Source organism: Xanthomarina arctica (assembly GCF_014638915.1).
GTDB classification, from domain to species: domain Bacteria; phylum Bacteroidota; class Bacteroidia; order Flavobacteriales; family Flavobacteriaceae; genus Xanthomarina; species Xanthomarina arctica.
Window position 1 is genome coordinate 436,570 of record NZ_BMFQ01000003.1, and the last position, 21,703, is coordinate 458,272.

The following is a 21,703-nucleotide window of genomic DNA, read 5'->3' on the forward strand; positions in this document are numbered from 1 at the left end:
TTTAGATTTAGAATCTGTATCTTTAAAGCTTATAAATTATTTGTAGCCTTTAATAACATGTTAAAACAAATTACCTTTTTATTCCTTTTACTTGCTTCTTTTAATTGTTACTCGCAAACAACAATTATAGATTCTCAAACAAACTATCCTGTTTCTTATGCCACCATTTCTTTTGGAGATGGACAAGGTGTTTTTGCTGACGATGAAGGGCAATTCCTTTTTACAGAAAAAATGTATCCAGGTATCGACTCGCTTTTTGTATCTGCTTTAGGATTTAAAGATGTCCATATTGCTATAGTAAATTTAAAAGAGACCCTTTTACTAGAACCACATGTGGATCAATTAGATGAAGTAGTTGTAAAAGCCAAAATAGACAGAAAATATAAAGAAGAAACTATTGAACCTTTTCTGGACGACGATTATTATAAATGCTGGCTTCCTACCATTGAATCTGAAATTGCCGTTTATTTTAAAAATCCAGATAATAAACTCAAGAAATTATCGGAAGTCCACTTCCCTATTGCCCTGGAATCTATTGATTGGGAAAAGAGAGACAAAGCAAATGCTGAAAAGAAACCCTTTTCAACTCTCTTTAAAGTTAATATCTATAGCAATGAAAATGGCTATCCCGGAAAACCTTTAACCTTTCAAAATATGGTCTTTAGAGTGACAGAAAAAAATGGTGATGCATATGTTTTAGATGTAACAGATAAAGATATTTATATTCCAGAATCTGGAATATTCGTATCTCTTCAGGTATTAGGGTATACCGATGAAGCTGGGAAATTATTACCAAATAAAAAATATAAAGAAATTAAATCTAGAGGTGTTATTGTTAGAATTCCAACCAATTTTAGACCACTACTTCCATTTACTGACGAGATCCCAGCATCCAACACTTATATAAAACGTGTTTTTGTAAATAGAAATCAATGGATTCAGTTTAAAGAAGGAAATGTGGAAGATTCCAGCTTACTTACTGCTGGACTGAATAATTATGGTATGGGAATTACTTTTAAAGTTTATAAAGATGAATAATCCTTGGCATTTATATCTTATGGCACTTATTTACGTTTTTGCTGGCATCATGCATTTTGTAAAACCCAAAATGTATATGCGGATAATGCCAAACTATTTACCAAATCATAAATTATTAGTTTCATTAAGTGGTTTTGCTGAAATTATATTAGGAATAGCCTTGTGTTTCGAAAAAACCAGAACTTTTGCCGTTTATGGTATTATAGCCATGTTGGCCGTGTTTTTGTTAGTACATGTATACATGCTTTCTAGTGAAAAGGCAGGTGCAGGAATCCCAAAATGGATTTTAATTTTAAGACTTCCACTCCAATTAGTACTCATGGCTTGGGCTTATTTCTATGTATAACTTGTTTTTAAAATGAAAAAAAACGAACTTCGTAAGCCTCAATTTTTACAAAAATTCAATTAATATTTTATATGAAAATGTCCTTCAAATTATTACTTAGTAGTTTATTTCTAATATGCTATAACATGTCCTTTTCCCAGGAAAAAGCCGTTCCTGTTTTTGAAAATGGCGAAGCTCAAATTGTCCCTGAATTCAGTAAACCAGACACCTGGATAAGAACAGATTTATGGGTTGAAACAGAATTCGACACAGATGGAGATGGCAAACTAGACCGTATGCATGTGGATGTAACAAGACCACCACAAACAGAAACTGAAGGTTTAAAACTACCAATTGTTTACGAATCGAGTCCTTATTTTGCTGGTGTTGCTCCAGATCTACCTGGTTCGTTTTGGGACGTAAAACACGAATTGGGAGTTCCTGCAGGACCTCGGGTACATCCAGAAGTAAAGAGAATTGGTCAAAGACCCATTATTTCAAATTCGCAAATTTTAAAATGGGTTCCAAGGGGTTATATCGTAGTTCATTCTTCGTCTCCAGGAACAGGTTTTTCAGATGGTTCTCCTACTGTTGGAGGAGAGAATGAATCTTTAGCTCCAAAAGCTGTTGTACAATGGTTAAATGGAAAAGCCAAAGGGTATACAGAACGCGAAGGCAACGAAGAAGTATTTGCCTACTGGTCTACCGGAAAAGTAGGAATGACAGGAACGTCTTATAACGGGACTATTCCTTTAGCAGCTGCAACTACTGGAGTTGAAGGTCTGGAAGCTATTATTCCTATTGCTCCTAATACCTCTTATTACCATTATTACAGATCGAATGGCTTGGTTAGATCTCCTGGAGGTTATTTGGGAGAAGATGTCGATGTTTTATACGATTATATTCACAGTGGAGAAGTTTCTAAAAGAGCTTATGGAAATCGCGTTATTAGAGACAACGAGATGAAAAATGGGATGGATAGAATAACTGGAGATTACAACGAATTCTGGGCACAACGTGATTATTTAAATCATATGAAACCCATGAAAGCGGCTTTATTAATGTCTCATGGCTTTAACGATTGGAATGTGATGCCAGAACATAGTTATAGAATTTATGAGCAGGCAAAAAAACAAGGCATTCCTGCACAAATTTATTATCATCAATACGGACATGGTGGACCACCTCCAATTTCCATGATGAACAGATGGTTTACACATTATTTACATGGTGTTGACAATGGTGTTGAAACAGATGCCAAAGCTTGGATTGTAAGAGAAAATGACAAACCAGACAGTCCAACTTCTTATAAAGAATATCCTAATCCGGATGCTTCTATGGTAGATATGCACCTTCATGCTAGCGGCTTAAAAGTTGGTACTTTATCACCTAAACAAGCTAAAGATCATGGGAAGGAAACCTTGGTGGACGATTATAATTTTTCAGGTGATGATTTAGCACAGGCAACCAGTTCAAACCATCGTTTATTATACGTAACTCCTACACTTACGGAAGATGTGCATATTTCTGGTTTAACAAAATTAACCATTACTCTTTCTAGCAATAAACCAGAAGCAAATCTATCTGTATGGTTGGTATCCTTACCTTGGAATGCTGAAGAAAATGCTAAAATTACAGATAATATTATTACACGTGGTTGGGCAGATCCTCAAAACTATAAATCAATCTCTGAAGGAGAGGCAATGGAACTAGGTAAATCTTATACCATGACCTTCGATTTACAACCAGACGATCAAATTATTCCTAAAGGTCAACAAATAGGCTTGATGATTTTTTCTAGCGACAGTCAATTTACTATTTTACCAAAACCAGGAACAGAATTAACCATAGACTTAGATAAAACGGTTCTTAGTTTACCTGTAGTTGGTGGCTTAAAAGCTTTAGAAAACGCTTTAAAAGAAAATTAAAAAAACTCACGATATTGCATCATTCTAAAATCCAGGGTATTAAATTCTGGATTTTTTTGTTTGAGGTGTTTATATAATGGCATGCTACCAACGGCTCGATTTGCAGCTCCAGAAGGCGCTGTTAAAGAAACTGTTTTGATGATTCTTTTGTCATTCAGAGCGCCATGCCAGCCGGCAGGCAGGAAGCGAAGAATCTTATCATTTAAATTACTTGTTTGAGATTCTTCGCTACGCTCTGAATGACAAACGTTTTGCTCTGAATGACATAGTTCAAATTGATGAATTCTAGGAACTTCATTAGAAACTAATTCTAGTTTCATATTATGCTCTTTTAAATGTCTTCTAAAAAAATACTCCGGACCATTTTTACTATTGCCTCCAGTAAATAGTAAAGTATCTACCTTTGGATGCTTTTGTAAGTAACCAATTAAATCTCTTAAAACTATGTTTTGCATGCCTAAATCGGAAGCATCTATTTTTTCACGTTCGGCACTTTCAACAATATCACAAATGCCTATATTTCTGTTGATTAAAAACTGTTTTCTTTGAATTATAGCTTCCTCAGAAATTTCATATTTTAGGTTTAATTGAAATAATTGATCTAAAATTTTCCATAACTGTCCGTCACTACTTCCATAGCAAAAATCGACATCTGCTGGTTTTAAATCTCCAATAGTAAATCTTGGAGGAGGTAAGGTTCCAACTATTAATTTGGTGGCATTTTCTGGAATAAATGGTTTGTATGGATGCTGATGTTTAAACAAAATTTTTCTTGTTTTATAGATCTAAAATGTGTACTTTATAGCAACAAAAGTAAGTTTAATTAAATGAGATTCCCGCCTTTGCGGGAAAGTACTATGGGAAAAGGAGATAAAAAAACTAGAAAAGGAAAAATTAACAGAGGTTCTTTTGGCGTAAGACGTCCACGAATTAAAAAACGTCCACGTTTAGAAGATCAATTGGATGTTAATAAAAAAGCAACTCCTAAACCTTGATATATTGGGCTAGCTTCCTTCCAATAGCATAAGCCCCTGCAATGGATAATACCACAATACAAATATTAGCAAAAACATAAAGCGTATACAACAACATATCCTCTTTGGAGTTGATGCAAAAAGTATCTGTAATGCAAGCTTCCAATGTTTCTTCATAGATTTGAAGTAATAAAAAACTCATTACAAACAACACTAAAATAGATATCAAGAGATATTGAAGCGTTTTATTCCTAGGTTTTTTACCAGTAGGTTTAAACGCCTTTCGCTGGTCTTCCGTACGCTTATTATCTTGTAAAGACCAAACTGTTTTCTTTGGAGAGTTGTCCATGAAATCTATAATTTTCTAGGTTAAAACCTTTAATATCGTCTAAAGTTTTGGCATTGGTATCAATAATATAGCGTGTCATTAAGCCTCTTGCTAATTTTGCAAAAATCCCAATAGTTTTATAATCGCCATTTTTAAGTTCTTTAAAGTCGATATTGACAACTTGTACTTTTAAGGTTTTGGTGTCAATAGCTTTAAAATATTCATTGCTCGCTAAATTTAAAAAGAGTTCGTTGTCTTCTAACTCATCGTTTAAAGCTTGAGTAACTTTCTTTTTCCAGAATTCATACAGATTTTTATTTTTTCCAATAGGAAGTTTCGTTCCCATTTCCAATCTGTATGCTTGCATCAAATCCAAGGGTTTTAAAACACCATACAAGCCTGAAAGAATTCTAACGGAATCTTGTAATTTATCCAGTTTATTGACATCTAGAGAATAGATATCCAAACCTCTATAAACATCGCCATTAAAAGCATACACAGCTGGTCTGGCATTGTCTTTTGTAAAAGGTACTTGCCAATCTTGGTTGCGTTCGTAATTAAGCTGACTTAATGCAGGTGAAATCTTCATGAGTTCAGATAAACTCTTTGCCGATTTCTTTTTTAGCACTTTATTGATACGTTCTGAATCTGATAAAAACAGTGATTCAGTTGCTTTACTGGTAGGTAATTTAGTTTCAAAATCGAGTGATTTTGCAGGTGATAAAACAAGCTTCATATTTATTACCCACGAAAGTGGGTATCTCATTATAGATTAATAAATAACTTCAATTAAAGGAAAATATTCAAAATTTTTGACCTTTAATTATCTATTCAAAGTTAGTGAATAATCAATAAAATAACGAATTCAAAATGTTATTATGAAGCTAAAAGTATTTGGCTTGTTTATGGTTTTGTTGTGTACTTATTTATTGAAGCACTAAATTAGTATCTCCAGAAATCAAATTCACAAAACAACAATCTCTTCCCACTTTATAACTACTACTAATAACTTCTATATCATTAATAAACCCTTTAAATAGAAGGTCTTTCTCTTGACCATTTACCATAGGACCCGTTATTAATGGATACTCACCTAATTGCTGATAATACTCAAAATTTGCTGGTGACATTGGCGTTGTTAAAACCTCCCCATTTTCAATATCAATCACTTCATAAGAATCTAAAGCAACTGGGTCTTGGTTTTCATCAATTATATAAACATCAATAGTAATAACTACATGTGGGCAAACTGCTTCTTCACATTCATCGACAATACTGTCATCATCACTCTTACATGATATTAAAAAGATTGCTAAAACTGAAAACGTAATGAATGCAATAGATTTGAAGGGGAATTTCATAAGATTTAGTTTTTAAAAAATGTAGATAATAAAATTAAGTTTTAATATTGATCGTAAATCCATTCGTCATTTTCATCATAGGCAAAACTCCAATTTTGATAATTCCCTTCTTGGGTAGGACCTAAAGTTGGTGTGGCATAATAATCATCATTTGGATAATCGTAGTCATTAGAAGTTTCTCTATATTCTGTAAAATTATTTTTAGATAAAGATCTATTAAATGTTTCCTCAAAAATTTGAAGTTTTCTAAATGGGTTTTCAGCAGAATCGTATCCACTGAAATACTGTGTTTCTTTTGTTACAAGAATAGGAAATGGATCAAAAGTAGCTTTTGCAGATGAAATCGAAACTATACTATCTAAATTATCATTTGTGTAATAAAGATTCGATTCTTTAAAATAACGAACAGACCAACCAGCCCCATCTGCTACTTTATTTGAGGTTTTAATAAATGACATTAATTTTCCATCGCTATAGTTGTAATTTGTGGTATCTCTTTCGGGATAATCGTATTGTTCATACTTAATTTTCCGAATCATTCTATTATTAGCATCAAACTCGATAATTCTTTCGTTTTCTCGAACTGAAAGTCCAATAAACGGAACAGCTTTTTTTTCAAGATGTATTTTATTATTAGTATAGGTTAAATCTGTATATAGGGAATCATGTAAATATGCTCCCATACCACTATTAGGATTCATATACACTAAATCTCCATGTCTTTTTGTTATTCTGTTGGAATCATCATAGTCAAAAGTAATTAAATCACTAGACTCTGAATTTGGGAACAAGTGCGTGTTATATTGCGCATAAACTTTGTGGTAACTTTCTATATAAAAATTGTCTACAGGCTCAATAACTTGCTCGCCTGAGTCATCATCATTACTACAACTAAAATTTGTTATTAATGAGATGCATATAGCTAAGTAGAAAAGGGTGTTTTTCATCATTTAGTAGGTTTAAGTTATTGCAATATATATATAACAAAATTTTATAAATATTTTTTTACTTTTTGTCGGTAGGAATTTCCTTCATCTCTAAGTAAACCAACAATTATTTCAATCCTTCTCCTAAAAATATAGTTCTGGAATATTTTGCAAAACTTTCTACATGTCCTGATGCTTCACATAATGTTGCCATTTTTCAATACACAATTGCATATCTTGAGGAATCTCTGTATCGAAACTCATAAATTTCCCCGTTTTTGGATGCACAAACCCTAAAGTTTTTGCGTGAAGTGCTTGCCTTGGTAAGACTTTAAAACAATTGTCAACAAACTGCTTGTATTTGGTAAAGGTGGTTCCTTTAAGGATTCTTTCGCCACCATAACGCTCGTCGTTAAACAAGGTATGCCCAATATGTTTCATGTGTACACGAATTTGGTGTGTACGCCCTGTTTCTAATTTGCAAGACACTAATGTAACATAGCCTAAACGCTCCATAACTTTATAATGAGTTACGGCTGGTTTCCCTTTGTCTTCATCCTCACCAAAAAATACGGTATTCTGTAATCTGTTTTTTGGATGACGGCCAATATTACCTTCAATGGTACCTTCCTCCTCTTCCATGTTTCCCCAAACAATGGCTACATATTCACGTTCGCTAGTTTTATCGAAAAACTGTTTCGCCAAATGTGTCATGGCTTCTTCATTTTTTGCAACCACCAAAAGACCACTGGTATCTTTATCGATTCTATGCACCAAACCTGGGCGATTACTGGAATTGTTAGGCAGATTATCAAAATGATAAATCAAGGCATTAATTAAAGTCCCAGAGTAGTTTCCATGTCCTGGATGCACAACCATGCCTGCTTCTTTATTAACAACAAGCAAATCATCATCCTCATAAACAATGTTTAAAGGAATATTCTCTGGCGTTAGTAAATTCTCATAAGGTGGATGTTCGAAAAGCACACGAATCACGTCCGTTGGCTTCACCTTATAATTGGATTTTACAGGAACATCATTCACATAAATGTTGCCACTTTTTGCTGCTGCTTGAATTTTATTACGCGTTGCGTTTTCAATAAAATTCATTAAATATTTGTCTATTCTAAGGGGTTGTTGTCCTTTAACGGCAGTAAAAGAGTAATGCTCGTATAATTCGTCATCACCTTCCTGCTCGGGAGTAAAATCTGTCATATTTATTCTGAAGTTGGTCTGGTTCCATTACCTAAAACCAAATCGATTTTAGAGGTTTTCGGCAACATTTCGCCAGGTTTTATAGGGTGGCCACCAAAGCTCATATCCAAAACCATATCTTTAGCAATATTATCTATATAAGTAAGCTTACCAATTGTAAACCCTAAGGCTTCCAAGGTTGGTTTTGCTTGTCTAAAAGTTCGTTCTTTTAAGTCTGGCACCAAAACTTTTCTATAGCCAGAAGGATTTAGTGTTAAATAAATCTTACGACTTTCCTTTACTTTTTCGCCCGCAATTGGATCTTGTTCAATAACCGAAAATTTTGGGTAATCTGGATTATAATTTGAAGAATCTAAGATTTCCATAACCAGGTTATTTTCTCTCAATTCAATTTCTGCTACTTGTATGGATTTCCCTTTTAATTCGGGAACGTTTTCAAACTCACCATGGTTAGTAGAAACCTTCAACCATTTTAATAAGATGAATACCAAAACGATAATAGCCACAATAGCCAAAGCCAATTGTTTAAAAAACGTTTTACTTTTAAGAAAATTTATAAGACCCATTTAAATTTATTTGTGATGCAAAGATATAAAAACAGAACTGTTTTTTCTTTTGCTTTTAATATGATATTTTAGCTTAACTAATAAACCACTTGTTTTATTGTAATTTTAGTTACTAATTAAAGAGATCCCCAGAGTTTTGGGACATAGCATATGAAAAAAAATATTGCCATCATCATGGGAGGTTTCTCCAGCGAATATGAAATCTCATTAAATAGCGGCAACGTTGTTTACCAAACACTTAACACGAAAAAATATGACATTTACAGAATTCATATTTTTAAAAATAAATGGGTTTATGTCAATGAAAATGATGACGAATTTCCTGTAGACAAAAACGATTTCTCCATTATAGTTGACAATAAAAAAATCACTTTTCATTGTGTTTTTAATGCCATTCATGGAACTCCAGGCGAAGATGGCCACATGCAAGCTTATTTAAAACTTTTAAGCATTCCACAAACCAGTTGCGAGATGTACCAAGCCGCACTTACTTTTAACAAACGCGATTGTTTAAGTGTGTTGAAGCCTTATGGTATTAAAACTGCTGCAAGTTTTTATGTGAATTTAGGAGACAAAATTGATGAAGATGCCATTGTAAAAAAGGTGGGTTTACCATGCTTCGTTAAAGCCAATAAAGCTGGAAGTAGCTTTGGAATTAGTAAAGTGTATAAAAAAGAACTTTTAAATGAAGCCATAGAATTTGCCTTTAAAGAAGATGATGAAATTATTATAGAATCTTATTTAGATGGTACAGAAGTATCTGTTGGCGTTATTAAATACAAAGGAGAAACCAAAGTTTTACCTATTACTGAAATTGTAAGCGACAATGATTTTTTTGATTATAAAGCGAAGTATTTAGGTGAATCTAAAGAAATTACGCCAGCTAGAATTTCAAAAGAGCAAGAAGAAAAAGTTATTAAAGTTGCCAAGCAGGTTTACGATATTCTAAAAATGACAGGTTTTAGCCGAAGTGAATATATTTTTAAAGATGGAGAACCTCATCTATTAGAAGTTAATACGGTTCCGGGATTGACCAAAGCCAGTATTTTACCTCAACAAGCCGCTGTTGCAGGAATAAGTTTATCCGAATTGTTTGAGAATGCCATTGAAGAAAGCCTAAAATAATCTACAGTGGCAGTAATCAGTAAATAAATATTATATTTGAGAATTGAGATTCCCATCTTCATGGGAATGAAAATGAATTTTCGATGAAAAGAGCACTATTTCCAGGATCTTTCGATCCATTAACATTAGGACATTTTGATATTATTAGTCGTGGGGTCCACCTATTCGATGAAGTTGTGGTTGCCATTGGTATCAATGCTGATAAAAACTACATGTTTACCTTAGAAGAGCGTCAAAAATTTATTGAAGAAGCTTTTAAAGATGAACCTAAAGTGAAGGTGGTTACCTATAAAGGAATGACTATCGATTTCTGTAAAGAAATACAAGCCGGTTTTATACTTCGTGGTTTAAGAAACCCTGCCGATTTCGAATTCGAAAAAGCCATTGCACATACCAACAGAAAACTTTCTAAAATTGAAACTGTATTTCTACTTACTGCTGCAAGAACATCTTATATCAGCTCTAGTATTGTTCGTGATGTTATAAGAAATCAAGGTGATTATACCGTTTTGGTTCCTAAAAGTGTAAAAATAAAATAACTGCTATTTTAAATTACTTCTAGGATCTAAATCGAGACTAATTATGGTCTAATTTAGAATATATTAAAATCAAATCTAATAGCTAGTTGCAAATTAAATGTATAAAAAAAGCTGCCTTAATTATAAGGCAGCTTTTCTATTTTACTAAATGTTAGTGTACTTAGTTTGAAACTACAATTTTCTTAGTTTCAGTAACATTGTTGTTAGTTATCTTACAGATATAAATACCTGCTGGTAAATTCTCAACACTAAAGTTAGCTTTATATTTATTTCCAGCAACTACTTGTTGACTGAAAAGTGTCGTAACATTTTTACCGAAATAGTTATATAATTCAATACTTGCATTCCCATTTTGAGTAGCTACAAAATTAACAGTAGCAGAATTACTTACAGGATTAGGATAAACTTTAGTCTCCATAGTTGGCTCAACTTCTACAATATTTTCAGTAGGATTTTCTAAGGTTACATAAGATTCACAAGTACCAATAATGATAACACCATCTAAATCATATCCGTCATTTGTAGTTGACATTTCGTTATTATTAACAACTTTTACGTAATTAATATACTCGAAGTCTCCTGCGTCAGAAATATCAATCGTATTATCTGCTTTACAAACAGTACCTGCAAAATGCCAGCTAAAGCTATCAAAAGAAACATACACATCGGCATATTCTGGGTAAGACCCACAACTACCATTTTGATTAAATGAAGTTTCGATAAACTGTAAATCATCTCCAGGAACGTTTTGTACTGCACCATCAAACGATAATTTTATTTTTCCACCGTAACCAAGAGTTGTAAACACACCATATTCATCAGTTCCTTCAGGATATCCAAGAACATTACTTGGGTTCTCAGTTCTGATAGCATCAATAGTTCCACCAGAAAGTGTTGTACCTTCAGTATAACTTAAAACTTGAGAAGCTGAACAACGAGCAAAAACAACATCTGCTGGCTCACTACATCCATTAATAGCAATAACACCATCTAGATCATAACCATCTACTGATATTGATCCTGTAGGCGTAGTATCTTCAATTTTCACATGTGTGATATAAGATAATAAATGAGGTGTTAACGCATTATCAATGTCAAACATTGCAGATTCATTAGTGTAAGCAGTACCTACATAGTAAAAATCAACACCGTTTTGAGATACATAAACATCAGCAGATTCAGGATAAGAACTAAATGTTCCATTTCCAAAAGTAGTTTCAACAACGATTAAGTCATTTCCAACTTCATTCATTACTACTCCATCAAATTCAATATATACTTTCCCACCATAACCAAGTGACACAAAGTTTTCAGTATTATCATCTTGTGGTTGTCCTAAAGCTTTAGAAGGATCAATTCTTAATGGATTAGTCATAGCTGAACCATCATTCTTTAAACCAGGGTAATAAGCCATTACTTCTGCTCCATAACATTCTTCTATAAGTTCTTGACATCCATTTATAGCAATTACACCATCTACATCATAACCATCAGGAGAAGTAGCTGTATTTGTAATTTTAATTTGAGAAACATATTCAAGTCCTAGACCAGAAAAATCTATAGCTTCATCTAAACAAATCTCACCATAAGTAACCCATGTAGATCCATCTTGAGACAATTCAATTAAAGCTCTTTCTGCAGAAGAATTACAAGTATCACCTCCAAAAGATGTTTCATAAATCATAAAATCATTTCCGGCAGCGTCATAAACGACACCATCAAAACCAAGAATGATGTAACCATCAACTCCAAGAGAAACAAAACCTCCCGCAGCATTAGATGCATCTGGTTGATAAAGTGCCATTAATGGATTTGAACGATCAGCTCCAATTGGGCTACCATTTGTCATTGTTCCTTGTTGGAAAGAAACAACTTCAGATGCATAACATTCTTCCGTTGGAAAATAAGTAGTTTCAGGGGAATTAACAGCATCGAAATTGCTTGATGCATTTACCGAAAGAGATGCGGCTATCGCACACAAACTCGGAAAAATAAATTTAGTAAATCTTTTCATGAGGTTTTTAGATTAATTAATAGAATACAAATATTCAAAAGTTGTATTGTCTTACAAAAATTAATCGTGTAAATCACATTTAAAATCGACCAAAAGGAAATTACTGTCTAATTAAACGTTGAGAGTCATCAAATACGCGTAAAATAGTTGACATAAAACAGTAATTACGACTTTCTTACCAGCTTAAAACTTATACTCAGAAAGAGGTTTTGGGAAATCTTCAGGATTGGCTGCCAAATGATATCTTGGATCGTCTATATCTTCAACAATAACCTCCTTGAATTTGGGACTAGCTTTATACATTAAAATTTTACAATCTTCACTTAAATGCTTAAGCTTAATAACCTTACCTTCAGCTTCATATTTTTCTACAATATTAAAAATAGCCTCTAAAGCTGAATGATCGCTAATGCGGGATTCCACAAAATCAATTTCAACATTTTGAGGGTCGTTTTTCACATCAAACTTCTCATTAAATGCTGTAATACTTCCGAAGAATAATGGGCCCCAAATTTCATACACTTTGGTACCATCTTCTTTTATGCGTCTACGAGCGCGAATGCGTTTGGCGTTTTCCCAAGCAAATGACAATGCAGATATAATAACACCAACAAATACTGCAATAGCTAAATCGAAAATAACAGTTACTGCAGAAACAATAACTAAAACAAAAGCATCAGATAAAGGAATTTTTTTGATAATTCTAAAACTTGACCAGGCAAAAGTTTCAATAACCATCATAAACATAACCCCTACCAAAGCTGCTATTGGCACTTGCTCGATTAACTTATCTGTAAATAAAATAAATGATAGCAGAGTTACTGCCATCATGATTCCAGACAATCGGCCACGTCCGCCAGCATTGATATTGATAACCGTTTGACCAATCATACCACAACCACCGGTTCCGCCAAAAAGACCAGACATAATATTTCCAGTTCCTTGTGCAATACATTCTTTATCGCCATTTCCTCTAGTGTCTGTTAATTCATCCACTAAATTCATAGTCATTAGCGACTCAATTAAACCTACAGATGCTGCTAAAAAGGCATATGGTAAAATAAATTTCAAAGTATCTAAATTAAAAGGAAGGTTTTGCCAAAGTTCTAAATTTGGTGTTGGAAATTCTCCTTTCAACCCTGTTCCACCACCTTCAATTATATAAGACCCAACTGTAGTTACATCTAAATTAAAACCTATAGCTATTAAGCTTGTAATTAAAATTGCCGTTAATGCGGCAGGTACTTTTTTAGTGATTTTTGGTAAACCCCAGATAATTCCCATGGTTAATAATACCAAGCCTAACATGACATAAAGTTCCGTTCCTTGCATAAAGGTGTTGACATATTGTTTTACGCCATCACCTGAAATCTCAAGGGTTTTATGTGAAAACATTTTTACTTGTGCCCAAAAAATAACAATGGCAAGTCCGTTAACAAATCCAAGCATTACTGGGTGAGGAATTAATCGTACAAAGCGTCCTAATTTAAAGACACCCGCCAGAATTTGAATAATTCCCATTAAGATTACACAGGCCATTAAATAGAAGAAACCCATGTTTTCTATTGGTTGATCGAAAAGCATCCCTTTGGTATGTCCATCTGCAATCATGGTTACAAAAATAACAGCAACAGCACCAGCAGCACCAGAAATAAGCCCTGGTCTTCCACCAAAAATCGCAGCAATTAATCCGATGATAAACGCACCTGATAGTGCCATTAGTGGATCTATTTGCGCAACAAAAGCAAAAGCAACCACTTCTGGAATCATTGCTAATGATACGGTAATACCACTTAATATATCATTTTTAGGATTACTTGTGAATTTTCGAAAAAACTGGGTCATCATTCTTTTTTTTGAGGGTGCAAAAATAGACTTAATATGGTTAAACACAAGGTTATATTCTTTTAAATTGTTTAGTTTTATACTTTAAATTCTTATTATGAAAAAAATTATTGTCTTAATTATTACCTCTTTGACATTCAGCTTTTTAATGTCTCAAACCTCAGAACAATTTATTACAACCTTTGAAAAAAGTGGTGGAATAGAAACGGCAACTTATCAAGAAGTCATTCGTTTTTATGAAAATTTAGCAAAAATCTATCCTGAAATTTCAATGCAGGAAATGGGTAAAACCGATTCTGGAGAACCTTTACATATTGTTATTTTTAGTAAGAATTCGGATTTTAATTTTTCAGAAATAAGAAAAAACAAACGGGTTTTATTAATTAATAATGGAATTCATCCAGGAGAAAGTGATGGTATTGATGCCACCATGATGTTGTATCGAGATTTAGCTCAAGGAAAAATAAAAGCTCCCAAAAACACCGTTTTAGTAACTATTCCAATTTACAATATTGGTGGTAGTTTAAACAGAAACACGGGATCTAGAGCCAATCAAAATGGTCCAAAAGCATATGGTTTTAGAGGTAATGCTAGAGATTACGATTTAAATCGGGATTTTATAAAAAGTGATACGGACAATGCCAAAAGCTTTGCAGAGATTTTTCACTTGGTACAACCAGATGTCTTTATTGATAATCATGTAAGCAATGGTGCAGATTACCAATATGCATTAACTCATTTATTTACACAACACAATAAACTAGGTAACACTTTAGGCGACTATATAAATACTGAAATGATGCCTGATTTGGAAGAAAAACTTGCTAAAAAAGATTGGGATATTACGCCTTATGTCAATGTCTTCAATCAAGTTCCCGAAATTGGCTTCAGTCAGTTTATGGATTATCCAAGATACTCCACAGGATATGCGGCTTTATGGAATGTTTTAGGCATGATGGTTGAAACACACATGCTAAAACCTTATAAGCAACGTGTGGAAGGCACCTATGAATTGATGATTAGCATGATTGAAATTACCGAAGAACAAGGTGAAACCATTTCGGAATTAAGAAAAAAAGCGTTTCAAGAGTTTGAATTAAAGAACACCTATCCTTTAGAATGGGTTATTGACACAACAGAAACAACAACTTTAAATTTTAAAGGCTTTGAAGCCAATATGATTACAAGTGAGGTTACGGGTTTAGATCGTTTAAAATACGACAGAAGAAAACCGTTTACTAAAGAAGTCATTTATCAGAATTACTTTAAGCCTAGTGTTGAAATCTCAGTTCCAAAAGCATATATTATTCCTCAAGGTTGGCATGATGTTATTGGCTTACTAAAATTGAATAAGGTAGAAATGACACGTTTTAAGAATGACACCACTCTAACGGTTGCTTCCTATAAAATTGCAGAATTTGAAACCCGAAAAAGTGCTTATGAAGGACATTATAAACATGACAATACAACCGTTCATATTTTTGAAGAACAAGTCAGCTTTAGAAAAGGAGATTATTATGTTATAACAAATCAAAAAGCAAAACGTTATTTATTAGAAACTTTAGAACCACAAGCACCAGATTCCTTTTTTAACTGGAATTTCTTCGACACGATTTTACAACAAAAAGAAGGTTTTTCACCCTATGTTTTTGAAGATACTGCCAAAGATTTGTTAGATAATAATGTACAACTTAAAACCGAATTTGAAAAGAAAAAAGCAAGCGATAAAAGTTTTGCTTCCAATTGGTACGCACAACTAAACTGGTTGTATGAACGTTCTAATCATGCAGAAAACGCCTATATGCAATATCCCATTTATCGCTTAAATTAATTAAAATAATTTTTAATTTTGGAATATAAATTCGATTACATTTACATAAAAATTACTCATATTATATGAAACCACAAGACATTGAAAATATTGAATTACAATATCTTACTTTAGACGATTATCAAGAGCTTAAAGGCGCCATGCAACTAGCATATAGTTCGATGCCTAATTTGTATTGGAGAGAAAATCAAATAAAAACACTTATTGACAAGTTCCCTGAAGGCCAGGTAGTTATTAAAATTAATAACCAAATTGCTGGATGTGCTCTATCAATTATTGTGGATTACGATAGTATTGATGATATCCACACATACGAAGACATAACAGGCAATTACACCTTCGACACACACGATGCCGCCTTGGGAGACGCATTATATGGTATCGATGTGTTTATAAAACCTGAATTTCGTGGTCTGCGTTTAGGGAGACGTTTATATGATTATAGAAAAGAGGTTTGTGAAAAATTAAATTTACGAGGCATTGCTTTTGGTGGGAGAATACCAAACTTCCATAAATATTCGAAAGAAATGACTCCAAAAGAATATATAGACAAGGTAAGAAGAAAAGAAATTCATGATCCTGTTTTAAACTTTCAAATTTCAAACGATTTTCATCCTGTAAGAATTTTAAAAGGTTATTTAGAAGGTGATGAGGCTTCTGGAGAATATGCCGTTTTATTAGAATGGGATAATATTTATTATGAAAAAGCCTCAAAAAAAGCGGCTACCAAAAAGAAAATTGTTCGTTTAGGTTTAATTCAATGGCAAATGCGATTGTATAAAGACTTAGAAGAATTGATGCATCAGGCGGAATATTTTATCAATGCTGTTTCTGGGTATCGTTCAGATTTCGCATTATTCCCAGAGTTTTTTAATGCGCCTTTAATGGCAGAAAACAATCATTTATCAGAGTCTGAGGCTATTAGAGAATTAGCGAAATTCACACCTGTTATTGTTCAGAAATTTTCTGAATTTGCCATATCGTATAACATCAATATCATTACTGGAAGTATGCCAGAAATTAAAGATGGCTTACTTTACAATGCAGGTTATTTATGTAAGAGAGACGGTTCTGTGGAACGCTACGAAAAACTTCATGTTACTCCAGACGAAGCCAAAATTTGGGGTATGCAAGGTGGTACGCAATTAAAAGCTTTCGATACTGATTGTGGGAAAATTGGAATTTTAATTTGTTATGATTCTGAATTCCCAGAATTAAGCAGATTATTGGCAGACGAAGGTATGGATATTTTATTCGTTCCTTTTTTAACAGATACTCAAAACGGGTATTCCAGAGTGAGACATTGTGCACAAGCCAGAGCCATTGAAAACGAATGTTACGTAGCAATTGCAGGAAGCGTTGGAAACTTACCAAATGTACATAACATGGATATTCAATTTGCGCAATCTATGGTTTTTACACCTTGCGATTTTTCATTTCCTGCAAACGGAATAAAGGCTGAAGCAACTACCAATACGGAAATGATTTTAATTGCTGATGTAGACATCGATTTACTTCGAGAATTAAACCAATTTGGTAGTGTAAGAAACCTAAAAGACAGACGTAAAGATTTATTTGAACTGCGTAAAAAATAATATTCATAACGTGTAAAAGCTATTGAAAAATACTTTAATTTTAATTATTATAAATCGCGATTTCGCTATAAATGAATAAATACATTGTTGTCAATCAACCTGAAAAATGGCATTTTTCGATTGAGAATATTACCGTAATTTCTTCGCAAGAATATCTTACAAATCCGAAGTATTCTTTACTTAAAAAGGCTAGAATTTTCAACCTATGCAAAGACTACTCTTATCAGTCTAAGGGGTATTATGTGTCACTTTTAGCTGAAGCTAGAGGGCATTTGGCCATCCCTACAGTTATGAATCTTGTCGATTTAAAAGCCTTAAAATTAGTCCGAATTGTTTCCGACGAATTTGACGATGTCATTCAACAAAGTTTAAAAAACATCAAGTCGCAAGAATTCACTTTAAGTATTTATTTCGGTCAGAATGTGGCTCACAAATACAAAGAGTTGAGTGCTTTGTTTTACAAGCATTTTCAGGTGCCATTTTTACGTGTAAAATTTAACCATACCACCAAATGGAACGTTCAAAGTATTCGCGCAATATCAGAATCTGAAATCCCTGTGGAACACATGGAAAGCGTGATGGTATTTGCCAATCAATATTTTTCTAAAAAACGTTATGACACGCCAAAGCTAACAAAATCTGATTTCGATTTAGCTATTCTAGTAAATCCTAACGATCCAGCTCCTCCAAGCAATCAAAAAGCCTTAAAAAAGTTTATCGAAGTTGCTGAAAAGATGAATATCTATGCGGAAATTATAGAACCAAAAGATTTATCGCGATTGTCATCGTTTGATGCTTTATTTATTCGTCAGAGTACAGAAGTCAATAATGAAGCCTATGCCTTTGCCAGAAAAGCGCAGCAAGATGGTATTGCTATAATAGATTATCCAGATGCCATTTTAAAATGTTGCAACAAGGTTTATATGGCAGAAGCCTTAAACAATGCCAACATAGATACGCCAAAAACAGTTATTGTACATAAAGACAATAGAAACGATGTTATAAAACAAGTTGGTTTGCCATGTGTTTTAAAAGCACCAGATTCTACCTTTTCTTTTGGTGTTAAAAAAGCTAAAACTGAAGAAGAATACAACAGTTTGGTATCAAGTATGCTAAAAGAATCAGATTTAATTATAGCACAAGAATTTTGTCCTTCGGATTACGATTGGCGCATTGGGATTTTAGACGACAAACCCTTCTTTGCATGCAAGTATTACATGGCAAAAGGACATTGGCAAATCTATAATTGGGATGCTAAGAAAAAAGACGATCAGGATGGAAATGCCGATTGTTTGCCAATAGAAGATGTGCCACAGAAAGTATTAGATATGGCTTTAAAATCGGCCAGATTAATGGGGAAAGGACTTTATGGCATCGATATAAAAGTGGTGGATAACAAACCTATGGTTATTGAAATTAACGACAACCCTAACATTGATCTTGGTGTCGAAGACAGATATTATGGAGACCTTATTTACACCGAAATTCTTACGGCTTTAAAAAATAGATTAGATTAACATGGGTAAAAAATATCATTTATTTGAAGTTTATGGCATTGAATTGGAATACATGCTGGTTTTTAATAAATCTTTTAAAGCCGCTCCAATTGTTGATAAATTGATGATTAGCAAAGTTGGAAATCTTACAGCTGATGTAGAAAATGGTGAGATTGCTTGGAGTAATGAATTGGTTGCTCATGTCGTGGAGTTAAAAACCAACGGACCAACAAATAATTTAAACGATTTATCAGAGTTATTTCATAAAAATGTACTGGAAATAAATACCCTTCTAAAACCATTAGAATCCCATTTATTACCAACTGCTGCACATCCATTATTAAATCCGCTGAAAGATACTGAGCTTTGGAAACATAGTTATAGTGAGGTTTACGAACTCTACAACCGAATTTTTGACTGTAAAGGTCATGGTTGGAGCAACGTACAAAGTACTCACATCAATTTACCTTTTTTCGACGATAAAGAATTTGAAAAACTTCATGCCGCCATACGAATTATTTTACCCTTAATTCCAGGTTTGTGTGCCAGCTCCCCTATTCTAGAAGGTAAAAATACGGGCTTTAAAGATGCGCGTTTAGAATACTATAAAACCAATCAAAAAGAAATTCCAGAATTAACAGGCTTGGTTATTCCTGAACGGGTTTTCACGAAAGTAGATTATTATGCTACCATTTTTGAGCCTATAAAAAAAGCCATTAAGCCGCATGACACCAAGAAAATATTAGATCATCATTTTTTAAATTCTCGTGGAGCTATTGCGCGTTTTGATAGAAATGCCATAGAAATTAGATTGGTGGATATTCAAGAATGCCCAAAAGCAGATATTGCTATTTGTGTGCTTATAATTGAGGTTTTAAAACTGTTGGTTTACAAAAAATTAGCACCTATTCAACAGCAAAAAAAATGGTTAAAACAGGAGCTTTTTGATATTTTAAACCCAATAATAAAAGATGCTGAAATTTATACCATTTCTAACATAGAATATTTAAGTCTATTTCAAGTAGAAGACTCTATTTCGGTAAAAGATTTATGGAAACATCTATATAGTTTGGCTAAAGAAAACATTCATGAATCGCATCATGGTACTCTTGAAACTATTTTGAATGAAGGCACTTTAGCAACCCGAATTTTAAAATCGGTTGGAGATGATTATTCTGAAGGACATATTAAAAAAGTTTATTCAAAATTAGCTAATTGCTTACAAGAGAACACCCTTTTTATACCATGAAACTTGTTTTAACATGTGAACACGGAGGCCATGATATCCCTAAAATATATGACCCTCTTTTTACAAACCAACAAGCTATTTTAGAAACACATAGAGGTTACGATTTAGGTGCGTTGGACTTATTTCATTATTTAAAACCACTTTCAGACTTTTCAATTTCAAGCACAACAAGTCGTTTGTTGATTGAGCTTAACAGATCTTTACATCATTCGAAATTATTTTCAGAATTTTCTAAGACACTTTCAAAAGAAGAAAAAAAACAGCTTATAGAATCTTATTATTTAGTTTATAGGAATAAAGTAGAAAATCAAATCAAAGAATTTATAAATACTGGAGAAACGGTTTTACATCTTTCTGTTCATTCCTTTACGCCTGTTTTAAATGATGAAGTAAGAGATGCGGATATTGGTTTGCTCTTTGATTCTAGAAAAACCTTAGAAAAGCAATTTTGTAAAATCTTTAAAGAGAATTTAAATAACCTAAAATCTGGATATCGCCTCCGATTTAATTATCCATATCTTGGAAAAGCTGATGGTTTCACCACCTATTTAAGAAAACAAATCCCAGAAAATTATTTAGGAATTGAGCTGGAAATTAATCAAAAATTTTCAACTGATAATGTCATGGATTTAAATTTAAAACAAGATGTTTCCACTGCTTTAAAATATTATTTTACAGGAAAATCGAAATAAGTGTTAGGAAAAGCTTCATGTCTTAGGGTAAAATGCCACCATTCTTTTGAATAATTTCTAAAGCCATGTTTTAACATAACGGTTTGCAAAAGCTGTCTATTCGCCTTTTGTTCTTTACAAATGCCCTGATAATTAACCCAAGATGCTTCTCCAAAAAAATCGTAAGGACTGCCCATATCTAAAGGCTTATGAGTATCTGCATCAATAATGGTTAAATCTAAGGTACTACCTCTACTGTGTCCAGATTTTGACGCAATATAACCATCACGAAATAAATATCTTTTCTGAACCTCTGGGTAGAATTCTTGTTTATTTATGGTATCGTTTAAGTTTTTTGCCCATCTCATGAATTGGTTCACGGCTTGTTGCGGTCTATAGCCATCATAAATTTCTAAGCAAAGATTTTGTTCCAATAGTTCTTCTTGGACCAACTTTAACGCTTCAGCAGTTGCCTTCGTTATAATTAACTTATTAGCATAATAACCGTCGATCGTATCTCCTACAAAATTATGAGTAGAATAATAACGCAATTCTACTTCTAAATCTGGAATAACAGAATTTGCATAAACAAATCCATCAGGCAGATTTTTAGTCTCCTGTTTGCTTAGAACAAAAGAAAAAATAAGCGAAATTATTATGGCAATTTTTATTTTCAT

The 21,703-nt window shown here is 33.2% G+C and carries 21 protein-coding genes; 11 read left to right on the forward strand and 10 right to left on the reverse strand.

Going from position 1 to position 21,703, the window contains the following annotated elements:
• The first annotated feature begins 57 nt into the window (after positions 1-57).
• The 3 genes from IEV77_RS13175 (at position 58) to IEV77_RS13185 (ending at position 3,291) form a co-directional block, all read left to right on the forward strand.
• Positions 58-1,038 carry a peptidase associated/transthyretin-like domain-containing protein gene (locus IEV77_RS13175; protein WP_188465582.1) on the forward strand — a complete coding sequence of 327 codons (981 nt, stop codon included), beginning with the start codon at positions 58-60 and terminating at the stop codon, positions 1,036-1,038.
• Positions 1,031-1,384, forward strand: a complete 354-nt coding sequence (locus tag IEV77_RS13180; RefSeq protein ID WP_188465584.1) for a DoxX family protein — start codon at positions 1,031-1,033, stop codon at positions 1,382-1,384. Before IEV77_RS13175 ends, IEV77_RS13180 begins: the two co-directional genes overlap by 8 nt.
• A 125-nt stretch (positions 1,385-1,509) precedes the next feature.
• Positions 1,510-3,291 carry a Xaa-Pro dipeptidyl-peptidase gene (locus IEV77_RS13185; RefSeq protein WP_229736672.1) on the forward strand — a complete coding sequence of 594 codons (1,782 nt, stop codon included), beginning with the start codon at positions 1,510-1,512 and terminating at the stop codon, positions 3,289-3,291.
• On the opposite strand, the gene IEV77_RS13190 is transcribed toward IEV77_RS13185, so the two are convergent.
• Positions 3,288-4,055, reverse strand: a complete 768-nt coding sequence (locus tag IEV77_RS13190) for a uracil-DNA glycosylase family protein (protein ID WP_188465588.1) — start codon at positions 4,053-4,055, stop codon at positions 3,288-3,290. The genes IEV77_RS13185 and IEV77_RS13190 overlap by 4 nt on opposite strands.
• A 93-nt stretch (positions 4,056-4,148) precedes the next feature.
• On the opposite strand from IEV77_RS13190, the gene IEV77_RS13195 reads away from it, so the two are divergent.
• Positions 4,149-4,286: a 30S ribosomal protein THX gene (locus tag IEV77_RS13195; protein ID WP_188466248.1), complete on the forward strand. Its 138-nt coding sequence runs from the start codon at positions 4,149-4,151 to the stop codon at positions 4,284-4,286.
• On the opposite strand, the gene IEV77_RS13200 is transcribed toward IEV77_RS13195, so the two are convergent.
• From IEV77_RS13200 to IEV77_RS13225, 6 genes are all read right to left on the reverse strand, one after another.
• On the reverse strand, positions 4,276-4,614 hold the full coding sequence (locus tag IEV77_RS13200; RefSeq protein WP_188465589.1) for a hypothetical protein: 339 nt from the start codon (positions 4,612-4,614) through the stop codon (positions 4,276-4,278). The two genes, IEV77_RS13195 and IEV77_RS13200, sit on opposite strands and share 11 nt — an antisense overlap.
• Positions 4,571-5,329 (reverse strand): peroxide stress protein YaaA, encoded by a 759-nt coding sequence (gene yaaA / locus IEV77_RS13205; protein WP_188465592.1) that lies wholly within the window; start codon positions 5,327-5,329, stop codon positions 4,571-4,573. The genes IEV77_RS13200 and yaaA overlap by 44 nt, the downstream gene beginning before the upstream one ends.
• 190 nt (positions 5,330-5,519) lie before the next feature.
• Entirely contained in the window at positions 5,520-5,954 is a 435-nt protein-coding gene (locus IEV77_RS13210; protein WP_188465594.1) for a hypothetical protein, read from the reverse strand.
• Positions 5,955-5,995: 41 nt separating this feature from the next.
• A complete protein-coding gene (locus tag IEV77_RS13215; protein WP_188465596.1) occupies positions 5,996-6,904 on the reverse strand; it encodes a hypothetical protein in 909 nt (302 codons plus the stop codon).
• Positions 6,905-7,060: 156 nt separating this feature from the next.
• Positions 7,061-8,095, reverse strand: a complete 1,035-nt coding sequence (locus IEV77_RS13220; protein WP_188465598.1) for an RluA family pseudouridine synthase — start codon at positions 8,093-8,095, stop codon at positions 7,061-7,063.
• 2 nt (positions 8,096-8,097) lie between these two features.
• The gene (locus IEV77_RS13225; RefSeq protein ID WP_188465600.1) at positions 8,098-8,661 is read right to left on the reverse strand and encodes a PASTA domain-containing protein; all 564 of its coding nucleotides are present in this window, start codon (positions 8,659-8,661) and stop codon (positions 8,098-8,100) included.
• Between the two features lie 150 nt (positions 8,662-8,811).
• Here IEV77_RS13225 and IEV77_RS13230 point away from each other — a divergent pair, with 150 nt between their 5' ends.
• Positions 8,812-9,786 carry a D-alanine--D-alanine ligase gene (locus IEV77_RS13230; protein ID WP_188465602.1) on the forward strand — a complete coding sequence of 325 codons (975 nt, stop codon included), beginning with the start codon at positions 8,812-8,814 and terminating at the stop codon, positions 9,784-9,786.
• A gap of 83 nt (positions 9,787-9,869) precedes the next feature.
• Complete coding sequence (coaD, locus tag IEV77_RS13235; protein ID WP_188465605.1) at positions 9,870-10,325, forward strand: pantetheine-phosphate adenylyltransferase; 456 nt, start codon at positions 9,870-9,872, stop codon at positions 10,323-10,325.
• A 160-nt stretch (positions 10,326-10,485) separates the two neighbouring features.
• On the opposite strand, the gene IEV77_RS13240 is transcribed toward coaD, so the two are convergent.
• Both IEV77_RS13240 and IEV77_RS13245 read right to left on the reverse strand, forming a co-directional pair.
• Positions 10,486-12,339: a T9SS type A sorting domain-containing protein gene (locus IEV77_RS13240; RefSeq protein ID WP_188465607.1), complete on the reverse strand. Its 1,854-nt coding sequence runs from the start codon at positions 12,337-12,339 to the stop codon at positions 10,486-10,488.
• Positions 12,340-12,522: 183 nt separating this feature from the next.
• Positions 12,523-14,184 (reverse strand): SulP family inorganic anion transporter, encoded by a 1,662-nt coding sequence (locus IEV77_RS13245; protein ID WP_188465609.1) that lies wholly within the window; start codon positions 14,182-14,184, stop codon positions 12,523-12,525.
• A 97-nt stretch (positions 14,185-14,281) separates the two neighbouring features.
• On the opposite strand from IEV77_RS13245, the gene IEV77_RS13250 reads away from it, so the two are divergent.
• The 5 genes from IEV77_RS13250 (at position 14,282) to IEV77_RS13270 (ending at position 21,047) form a co-directional block, all read left to right on the forward strand.
• Positions 14,282-16,015 carry a M14 family metallopeptidase gene (locus tag IEV77_RS13250; protein WP_188465611.1) on the forward strand — a complete coding sequence of 578 codons (1,734 nt, stop codon included), beginning with the start codon at positions 14,282-14,284 and terminating at the stop codon, positions 16,013-16,015.
• Positions 16,016-16,080: 65 nt separating this feature from the next.
• Positions 16,081-17,610, forward strand: a complete 1,530-nt coding sequence (locus tag IEV77_RS13255; RefSeq protein WP_188465613.1) for a carbon-nitrogen hydrolase family protein — start codon at positions 16,081-16,083, stop codon at positions 17,608-17,610.
• Between the two features lie 71 nt (positions 17,611-17,681).
• On the forward strand, positions 17,682-19,127 hold the full coding sequence (locus IEV77_RS13260) for a RimK family ATP-grasp domain-containing protein (protein WP_188465615.1): 1,446 nt from the start codon (positions 17,682-17,684) through the stop codon (positions 19,125-19,127).
• 1 nt (position 19,128) lies between these two features.
• Complete coding sequence (locus IEV77_RS13265) at positions 19,129-20,355, forward strand: glutamate-cysteine ligase family protein (RefSeq protein ID WP_188465617.1); 1,227 nt, start codon at positions 19,129-19,131, stop codon at positions 20,353-20,355.
• Positions 20,352-21,047, forward strand: a complete 696-nt coding sequence (locus IEV77_RS13270; protein WP_188465619.1) for an N-formylglutamate amidohydrolase — start codon at positions 20,352-20,354, stop codon at positions 21,045-21,047. The genes IEV77_RS13265 and IEV77_RS13270 overlap by 4 nt, the downstream gene beginning before the upstream one ends.
• On the opposite strand, the gene IEV77_RS13275 is transcribed toward IEV77_RS13270, so the two are convergent.
• On the reverse strand, positions 21,023-21,703 hold the full coding sequence (locus IEV77_RS13275; RefSeq protein ID WP_188465621.1) for a M15 family metallopeptidase: 681 nt from the start codon (positions 21,701-21,703) through the stop codon (positions 21,023-21,025). The genes IEV77_RS13270 and IEV77_RS13275 overlap by 25 nt on opposite strands.

Bases quoted from the DNA above. Each gene is read 5' to 3' on its own strand.
- IEV77_RS13175 (WP_188465582.1), top strand. From the start codon at position 58: ATGTTAAAACAAATTACCTTTTTATTCCTTTTACTTGCTTCTTTTAAT.
- IEV77_RS13180 (WP_188465584.1), top strand. From the start codon at position 1,031: ATGAATAATCCTTGGCATTTATATCTTATGGCACTTATTTACGTTTTT.
- IEV77_RS13185 (WP_229736672.1), top strand. From the start codon at position 1,510: ATGTCCTTTTCCCAGGAAAAAGCCGTTCCTGTTTTTGAAAATGGCGAA.
- IEV77_RS13195 (WP_188466248.1), top strand. From the start codon at position 4,149: ATGGGAAAAGGAGATAAAAAAACTAGAAAAGGAAAAATTAACAGAGGT.
- IEV77_RS13200 (WP_188465589.1), bottom strand. From the start codon at position 4,614: ATGGACAACTCTCCAAAGAAAACAGTTTGGTCTTTACAAGATAATAAG.
- yaaA (WP_188465592.1), bottom strand. From the start codon at position 5,329: ATGAAGCTTGTTTTATCACCTGCAAAATCACTCGATTTTGAAACTAAA.
- IEV77_RS13210 (WP_188465594.1), bottom strand. From the start codon at position 5,954: ATGAAATTCCCCTTCAAATCTATTGCATTCATTACGTTTTCAGTTTTA.
- IEV77_RS13215 (WP_188465596.1), bottom strand. From the start codon at position 6,904: ATGATGAAAAACACCCTTTTCTACTTAGCTATATGCATCTCATTAATA.
- IEV77_RS13220 (WP_188465598.1), bottom strand. From the start codon at position 8,095: ATGACAGATTTTACTCCCGAGCAGGAAGGTGATGACGAATTATACGAG.
- IEV77_RS13225 (WP_188465600.1), bottom strand. From the start codon at position 8,661: ATGGGTCTTATAAATTTTCTTAAAAGTAAAACGTTTTTTAAACAATTG.
- IEV77_RS13230 (WP_188465602.1), top strand. From the start codon at position 8,812: ATGAAAAAAAATATTGCCATCATCATGGGAGGTTTCTCCAGCGAATAT.
- coaD (WP_188465605.1), top strand. From the start codon at position 9,870: ATGAAAAGAGCACTATTTCCAGGATCTTTCGATCCATTAACATTAGGA.
- IEV77_RS13240 (WP_188465607.1), bottom strand. From the start codon at position 12,339: ATGAAAAGATTTACTAAATTTATTTTTCCGAGTTTGTGTGCGATAGCC.
- IEV77_RS13245 (WP_188465609.1), bottom strand. From the start codon at position 14,184: ATGACCCAGTTTTTTCGAAAATTCACAAGTAATCCTAAAAATGATATA.
- IEV77_RS13250 (WP_188465611.1), top strand. From the start codon at position 14,282: ATGAAAAAAATTATTGTCTTAATTATTACCTCTTTGACATTCAGCTTT.
- IEV77_RS13255 (WP_188465613.1), top strand. From the start codon at position 16,081: ATGAAACCACAAGACATTGAAAATATTGAATTACAATATCTTACTTTA.
- IEV77_RS13260 (WP_188465615.1), top strand. From the start codon at position 17,682: ATGAATAAATACATTGTTGTCAATCAACCTGAAAAATGGCATTTTTCG.
- IEV77_RS13265 (WP_188465617.1), top strand. From the start codon at position 19,129: ATGGGTAAAAAATATCATTTATTTGAAGTTTATGGCATTGAATTGGAA.
- IEV77_RS13270 (WP_188465619.1), top strand. From the start codon at position 20,352: ATGAAACTTGTTTTAACATGTGAACACGGAGGCCATGATATCCCTAAA.
- IEV77_RS13275 (WP_188465621.1), bottom strand. From the start codon at position 21,703: ATGAAAATAAAAATTGCCATAATAATTTCGCTTATTTTTTCTTTTGTT.